Annotated in this window: 6 protein-coding genes; 2 read left to right on the top strand and 4 right to left on the bottom strand. The window is 70.3% G+C overall.

Annotation, left to right across the window (positions count from 1 at the left end):
• Positions 1–69 precede the first annotated feature (69 nt).
• Together CH341_RS25985 and CH341_RS25980 are read right to left on the bottom strand one after the other, a co-directional pair.
• A complete protein-coding gene (locus CH341_RS25985) occupies positions 70–1,143 on the bottom strand; it encodes a mannonate dehydratase (RefSeq protein WP_111421867.1) in 1,074 nt (357 codons plus the stop codon).
• A 47-nt stretch (positions 1,144–1,190) separates the two neighbouring features.
• On the bottom strand, positions 1,191–1,892 hold the full coding sequence (locus CH341_RS25980) for a GntR family transcriptional regulator (protein ID WP_245431254.1): 702 nt from the start codon (positions 1,890–1,892) through the stop codon (positions 1,191–1,193).
• Between the two features lie 211 nt (positions 1,893–2,103).
• On the opposite strand from CH341_RS25980, the gene CH341_RS25975 reads away from it, so the two are divergent.
• Complete coding sequence (locus tag CH341_RS25975) at positions 2,104–3,096, top strand: Bug family tripartite tricarboxylate transporter substrate binding protein (protein ID WP_111421866.1); 993 nt, start codon at positions 2,104–2,106, stop codon at positions 3,094–3,096.
• Between the two features lie 75 nt (positions 3,097–3,171).
• Here CH341_RS25975 and CH341_RS25970 read toward each other — a convergent pair whose 3' ends face one another.
• Entirely contained in the window at positions 3,172–3,975 is an 804-nt protein-coding gene (locus CH341_RS25970) for a transporter substrate-binding domain-containing protein (RefSeq protein ID WP_111421865.1), read from the bottom strand.
• Positions 3,976–4,286: 311 nt separating this feature from the next.
• On the opposite strand from CH341_RS25970, the gene CH341_RS25965 reads away from it, so the two are divergent.
• Positions 4,287–5,729, top strand: coding sequence for a DUF1254 domain-containing protein (locus CH341_RS25965; protein ID WP_111421864.1), 1,443 nt, complete (start codon positions 4,287–4,289; stop codon positions 5,727–5,729).
• Between the two features lie 355 nt (positions 5,730–6,084).
• On the opposite strand, the gene CH341_RS25960 is transcribed toward CH341_RS25965, so the two are convergent.
• Positions 6,085–6,876, bottom strand: coding sequence for an enoyl-CoA hydratase (locus CH341_RS25960; RefSeq protein WP_111421868.1), 792 nt, complete (start codon positions 6,874–6,876; stop codon positions 6,085–6,087).
• Positions 6,877–6,947 lie beyond the last annotated feature (71 nt).

Genomic DNA, 6,947 nt, shown 5'->3' with positions numbered 1-6,947 from the left:
CCCACCCCGAACGCCTTCGGCGTTCGACCCTCCCCCTCCAGGGGAGGGTGAACGACGCGCAGACGCAGGTCACGCCGCCTGCAGCAGGCCGCGGGTGTAGCCGAGCGCGAAGGAGAAGAAGCGCTCGCGGCCGGGGTCGAGGTCGGACAGCGGCACGTGGTCGGGGCAGAGAATCCCGTCGTAGCCGACCTCGCGATAGGCGCGGATGCAGGCCGCCATGTCGACCGAGCCCTCGTCCGGCATGGCCTCGCGGAAGTCGAGATAGCCGCCGGAAATATTGCGGAAGTGGACCATGAAGATGCGCTTCTGCGGGCCGAACTCGCGGATCGCCTCCAGCACGGTCTCGGTCGGCCGGGTCGACATCTCGGCGATGGTGCCCTGGCAGAAGTTGAAGCCGTGCGACGGGCTTTCGGGGGCGAGCGCGACGAAGCGGCGCAGCCCGTCGAGCGAGCCGAGCACGTGGTGGACGCCATTGAGGCCGCCGGGCGGATAGGCCGGATCGTGCGGATGACAGGCGAGTTTTACGCCCGCCTTCTCGGCGGTCGGCAGCAGCTCCGAGACCAAAAATTCGATCGCCCGCCAGCCGTCGGCCTCGCTGATCGCCCCGGCCTCGGTCGCCATCACCTGGCCGCAGGTCTCCGGGGCGCCCTTGGCGTCGAGCGGCGAGGCGCCGCCTTGCCCGTCCTCGGGCAGCACCGTGCCCCAGTAGGAGAACCGCGCGTCCGCCTCCGGCCGGTAGTCGGCGGCCCGGAAGGTGCTGCACTGCATGCCGCCACGGCCCTCGACCACGCCGGTGCGGGTGATCCCGACCATCGCCACCGTGTATTTGAGGAGCGGCACGCCGCCCTCCGCTGCGGCCCGAATGTGCTGGCGCAGCCGCGCCGCCGTGGCGGCGGCCCGCTCGGGCGCCCGCAGGCTGTCGAGCAGGATCGCGCCGACGTCGAGGGCCATGCCGTCGAGCCGCAGGCCGAAGCCGTCGATGCGCCGGCGCAGCGCGGCGACCTTGGCCGGGCTCCACGACCCGTCCGGCTCGATCACCTCGCGGGCCGGCCGCGTGTCGATGACGATGCCGCGGCAGCCGAGCTGGGCCGACAGGCGCAGCCGCGCGTCGCTGGGTTCGATGAGCTGCTCGCCGATATACATCGCCTGCCTCGTGGGATGGTTCGTGCGGACGGCCGCGACCGCCCGGATCAGTCGCGGAAGAAGCCCGGATGGGCGTCCCGCAGGGTCTGCACATAGGCGAGCGAGCGGGCCAGGTGGTCGCGCACCCGCGCCTGCGCCTTGCTGTCGTTGCCGGCCACGACGGCCTTCAGGATGCGGCCGTGGTCACGCACCACCTCGCGCATCTTGCCGGCGACCGGCAGATGCAGGTGGCGGATGCGGTCGATATGGCCGCTGCGGCGGCGCACCAGGCCGTAGAGGTCGGGCGCGCCGGCGAGCTCGAGCAGCCGGCGGTGGAATGTCTGGTCGAGCGCGTCGAAGCCGGGAATGTCGCCGGCCGCCGCCCGCACCGCCTGGGCGTCGAGGATGCCGCGCAGCTCGGCTTCGAACTCCTTGTCGGGCGCCGCCGCCAGCAGCCGCACCGCCTCCTGCTCGACGGCGCGGCGCAGGAACTGCGCCTGCCGCGCCGCCGACAGGTCGATCAGGCTCACCCGCGTGGCGCTCTGCGGGACGATCTCGACCAGCCCCTCCTGGCCGAGCCGCACCAGCGCGTCGCGCACCGGGGTCGAGCTCAGGCCGAAGCTGTCCTGCAGGGCCGCGCGGTTGATCGCCGTGCCGGGCGCCAGCTCGAGCGTGACGATCATGTGGCGCAGCCGGTCGTAGACCGACGTGCCGGCGGCGACGCGCGGCGCCTCGGCCTCTCGATCCGTCCTGAACTCGGCGATGCTCACGCGGCCTCCGCTGCGGGCGCTCGTCTCGTCTCGGCCCGTCCGTGCGTCATAGGCACTAATGCATCACTTCGTCAATCTGATGCATTACCGATTGACCCCTGGTGGCGCCGCGCCTACCACGACCACGATGCCCGCCTTCCGCCCCCGACAGGGCGCGGCAGAGCCAACACGCCGACCAAGAACAATGGGAAGACGCACATGGAGACGTCGCATGCGTAAGCACTTCGCCACCGCCGCGCTGGTCCTGCTGTCCGCCCTCGCCGGGCTCGGGACCGTGGCGGTCGACACCGCGGCCGCGCAACAGGGCGCCTGGCCGGCCCGCCAGGTCACCATCGTGGTGCCGTTCACGGCCGGCGGGACGACCGACATGTTCGCCCGCATCTTCGCCAACGCGATGCAGCAGAAGACCGGCACGCCCTTCGTGGTCGAGAACCGGGCCGGCGCCGGCGGCAATATCGGCTCCACCGTGGTCGCCCGCGCTCCCAAGGACGGCTACACGCTCTTGGTCGGCACGGTGTCGAGCCATTCGATCAACCAGTTCGTCTACAAGACGATGCCCTACGACGTGGAGAAGGACTTTCAGCCGGTGTCGCTGTTCGCGACCCTGCCGAACCTCCTGGTCGTCAACCCGAAGCTGCCGGTCACAACCGTCGCCGAGCTGGCCGACTATCTGAAGAAGAACCCCGACAAGCTGGTGTTCGGCTCCTCCGGCGTCGGCGCCTCCAACCATCTGGCCGGCGAGCTGTTCAAGATCCGGACCGGCACGACGATGACGCACGTGCCCTATCGCAGCTCCAACGAGATCATGAACAACCTGATCGGCGGCCACATCGATCTCGCCTTCGACAACATGACGCTGGCCTGGCCGCAGGCGAAGTCCGGCACGGTGCGGCCGATCGCGGTGACCAGCCTGCAGCGCAGCCCGATCGCACCCGACGTGCCGACCATCGCCGAGACGCTGCCGGGCTTCGACGCCACCTCCTGGCACGGCCTGTTCGCGCCGGCCGGCACGCCGCGCGAGATCGTCGACCGGCTCGCCGCCGACGTGAAGGCGATCTTCACCACGCCCGAGGTGCAGAAGATGCTGTCCGAGGTCGGCGCCGTGGCGGCCCCCAACACGCCGGAGGAGTTTTCCGCCTTCATCGCGGCCGAGCGGAAGAAGTGGCAGGAGGTCGTCAAGGCCGCCGGCGTCCAGCAGCCGTGAGGGGGGTGGCTTCACCACCGCTTCACCACCGCTTCGTCACCTCTCCCCGCAAGCGGGGAGAGGTGAAAAGGCCCCCTACTTCATCTCGGAGACTTGCGCGCCGCGAAGCCCGGCGCGTTCCACGGCGCCGGCGACCAGGCCGTTCTGCTTCACCTCGGCCGTGAAGGCGCGCACGAACGGGAGACCGGCGTCGCGGCCCTTGGGGATCGCGACGGCGTGGCGCTCCATGCCCCAGCGGCCGTCCAGCACCTTGGAGCCCGGCACCTTCTCGGACATCTCGAACAGCGTCGCCTTGTTGGTGGCGAAGGCGTCGAGCTTGCCGGCCGTCAGCATCTCGGCCGCGATCGCCACGGTCTCGGCCCGCACCACCTCGGCGGCCTTGAGATCGCGCGACAGCGCCGCCTCGGACGACGAGCCGGTCGTCACCCCGACCTTCACGCCGGCCGCGTCGACATTGTCCAGGCTGGTGACGGGCGACCCGGGCCGCACCAGATACCCGAGCTCGATGTCCAGATAGGCCGGGGCGAAGTCCATCACCTTGGCGCGCGCCACCGAGGCGTTGGTGAAGGCGACGTCGACAGCGCCGGTCTTCACCGCCTCCAAAACCTCGGCGTTCTTGGCGAACACCACCGGCTCGTAGGGCACGCCGAGCTTCTCGGCCATCGCCTTGCCGAGCTCGTAGCCGACGCCGCGCGGCGCCGCGCCGTCCTTGCCGGCCAGGTAGGAGGTCGGCGTGCCCGGATAGAGCCCGGCGCGCAGCTTGCCCGAGGGGGCGAGGATGGTTTTCGGATCGGGATCGGCGGCCGCGGTACCCGCCGTGGCGGCGAGCATCGCGACGACCGCGAAGGATGCGAAGAATCTCCGGCTGAGGGGGGCCATGCTGCTCACCTGGGTCGCTGCGGAATCGGCTGCGGGGATAGGCACGATGAGGAAATTCCGGCGCGGAGCTTCGGCGATCCGGCGCCGTCCCGCAAGCGCCCGACCGCGCGGCGGGGCGCCGACGACCCTGCCATGCGGCGCCGGCACGTCTTCGAACCGACCGCCTCTCGGCCGCCACCGCACGCGCGCGGCACGCCGCGCCGACCGATCTCGCTACCGTGAGTTTACCCGGTCGGCCCCGAGAGGTATCGGATTGCGCCGGCCGGACAGCAGATCCGGGACGACTCTGCGGCCGGCACGGGAGACGACGCATGCTGACGAAACGTGATCTTCTGCGCACCGCGGCGCTCGGTGCCGTCGCCGGGTCGACGCTCGCGGCCGGACCGGCGCGGGCCGCCACGGCGCCGGGACGCCCCGGCTTCTTCAAGGCGAAGGACATCGCCGAGGCCGGGTTCATCTACGGCCTGCCGATCGTGATGAACTACGGCGTCATGTACGAGTTCGCGATCGACACGGCGGGGCCGCAGTTCAAGGCGCCGTTCAACCAGCTCCACAACGAGGCGCGCGTCTTCACCTGGCAGGACACCACCGTCGTCACGCCCAACAGCGACACGCCCTATTCCGACGTCTGGATGGATCTGCGCGCCGAGCCGATGGTGCTGTCCGTCCCGGCCGTCGACCCCAAGCGCTACTATGCGATCCAGCTCTGCGACGGCAACACCTACAACTTCGGTTACGTCGGAACGCGCGCGACCGGCAGCGATCCGGGCGACTACATGGTGGTCGGCCCGCATTGGACCGGACCGCGGCCGGCCGGCATCCGGGGCGTGTTCCGCTCGACGACGCAGTTCGCCCTGGCGCTGTTCCGCACCCAGCTGTTCGAGCCCGCCGACATCGGCAACGTGAAGGCCGTGCAGGCCGGCTACCAGGCGCGGCCGCTCTCGGCCTTTCTCAAGCGGCCGGCGCCGCAAGCCGCCCCGGCGATCGACTTTCCGAAGATCGACAAGGAGCTGGCGAAGCGGAATTTCTTCGAGTTCCTCGACTTCGCCCTGCAGTTCGCACCGGCGACGCCGGACGAGATCTGGATCCGCGAGCAGCTCGCCCGCATCGGCATCGGTCCCGGCAAGAGCTTCGCGCTCGCCGACCTGTCGCTGGAGGACAAGGCCGAGATCCTGCTCGGCATGGCCGAAGGGCAGCGCAAGGTCGAGGAGGCCGCCAAGGCGCTCGGCACGAGCATCGACGGCTGGCGCGTGGCGGCGCCGTTCGGTGACGCCGCGCATTTCCACGGCGACTGGCTGCTGCGCGCCGCCGCGGCGCAGGCCGGCATCTACGGCAACGACGCCATCGAGGCGATGTACCCGGCCACACGCGTCGACGCCGACGGTCAGACGCTCGACGGATCGAAGCACGCCTACACGCTGACCTTCCCGGCCGGGCGGCTGCCCCCCGCCGGCGCGTTCTGGTCCGTCACCATGTACGACGCCAAGACGCAGCTGCTGATCAAAAACCCGATCGACCGCTATCTGATCAACTCGCCGATGCTGCCCGGCATGAAGAAGGGGCCGGACGGCGCGACGACCCTCTTCATCCAGGCGAAGTCGCCCGGCCCCGACAGGGAGTCGAACTGGTTGCCGGCGCCGGAGGGCCCGATGTACATCGTCATGCGCATCTACCTGCCGCGCACGACCCCGCCCTCGATCCTGCCGGCCGGCCAAGGCACCTGGCAGCCGCCGGGACTCCGGCGCGTGGGGTGATGGACGGGGGCAGGACGCGGCGACGGCGTGGACTCCGGGTGAGGGTAGGTCGGGGCGCACGTTTCGGGGCGCACGTTGATGGAGCGAAGGAGAGGCTCGTGGGTGAAGCCACCCCCTTCCCTGTCCCTCCCCCACAAGGGGGGCGGGAACGCAAGAAGCACAGCGCCGTCCGGATCCGATCCATCGCGCTTTCAGTCGAGGTGAACTCGTTGCGCCGCAGCCTGCTCCCTCCCCCCTTGTGCGGGAGGGTCGGGTCGGGGAGGGTCGGGGAGGGGGGTGAGCCCCGAACGCAGAGTCCGCGGTCGCATTTCCTGATCGTTGCCGGACGACCGGTATCACCGAGAGCAAGACCGGCTCACGCGCCCTCGAAGGCGGGCTTGCGCTTGTCCATGAAGGCGCGGCGGCCTTCGATGTAGTCGCGGCTCTCGAAGCAGGCCTGGACCATGGCGTCGGCGCGGGCGAGGTCGCGGTCCGACTCGTCCTTCAGGATCTCGCCGATCGCCACCTTGGCGGCCGCGATCGTGAGCGGCGCGTTGCCGGCGATCGTCGTCGCGTAGTCGCGCACATAGGCGTCGAGCTCGGCGTCCGGCAGCACCCGGTTGATCAGCCCCATCTGGTGCGCCTCGGCGGCCGAGAACTGCCGCGCCGTGAAGAAGATCTCCTTGGTGAAGGCGGGCCCGACCAGGTCGACCACGCGCTTGAGTCCCTTCGGCGCATAGCCGAGGCCGAGCTTGGCGGCCGGCACGGCGAAGCGGGACGTGTCCGAGCAGATGCGCAGGTCGCAGCAGGTGGCGAGCCCGACGCCGCCGCCCAGGCACCAGCCGCGGATCATCGCGATGGTCGGCTTGGGATGCTCGGCGAGCAGCGTCGAGGCGCGGTCGACCGCCGCGTTGTACCGATTGTAGGCCTCCTCGCTGGCGCGCTCGTCCTCGAACTTGGAGATGTCGGCGCCCGACACGAAGGCCTTTCCGCCGGCGCCGGTGAGCACCACGACCCGGACCGCGGGATTGCTCGCGAAGTCCTCCAGGATGGAGCCGGCCGCCTCCCACATCTCCAGCGAGACGGCGTTGTGCCGCTCGGGATTGTTGAACGTCATGGTGCCGATGCCGTCCTCGACCCGGGCCAGCATCTTGTCGGTGTACGTCATCGTCTTCCCCATTTCGGCCGGATTGATTGCGGCCGCGCTTTCGAAGCCTGCTCACCCTCCCCTGGAAGGGG

This window comes from Rhodoplanes roseus (assembly GCF_003258865.1).
GTDB classification, from domain to species: domain Bacteria; phylum Pseudomonadota; class Alphaproteobacteria; order Rhizobiales; family Xanthobacteraceae; genus Rhodoplanes; species Rhodoplanes roseus.
This window is presented reverse-complemented; position numbering and strand designations above follow the sequence as displayed.

Coding starts and splice junctions, on each gene's coding strand:
- CH341_RS25985 (WP_111421867.1), bottom strand. CDS start 1,143: ATGTATATCGGCGAGCAGCTCATCGAACCCAGCGACGCGCGGCTGCGC.
- CH341_RS25975 (WP_111421866.1), top strand. CDS start 2,104: ATGCGTAAGCACTTCGCCACCGCCGCGCTGGTCCTGCTGTCCGCCCTC.
- CH341_RS25970 (WP_111421865.1), bottom strand. CDS start 3,975: ATGGCCCCCCTCAGCCGGAGATTCTTCGCATCCTTCGCGGTCGTCGCG.
- CH341_RS25965 (WP_111421864.1), top strand. CDS start 4,287: ATGCTGACGAAACGTGATCTTCTGCGCACCGCGGCGCTCGGTGCCGTC.
- CH341_RS25960 (WP_111421868.1), bottom strand. CDS start 6,876: ATGACGTACACCGACAAGATGCTGGCCCGGGTCGAGGACGGCATCGGC.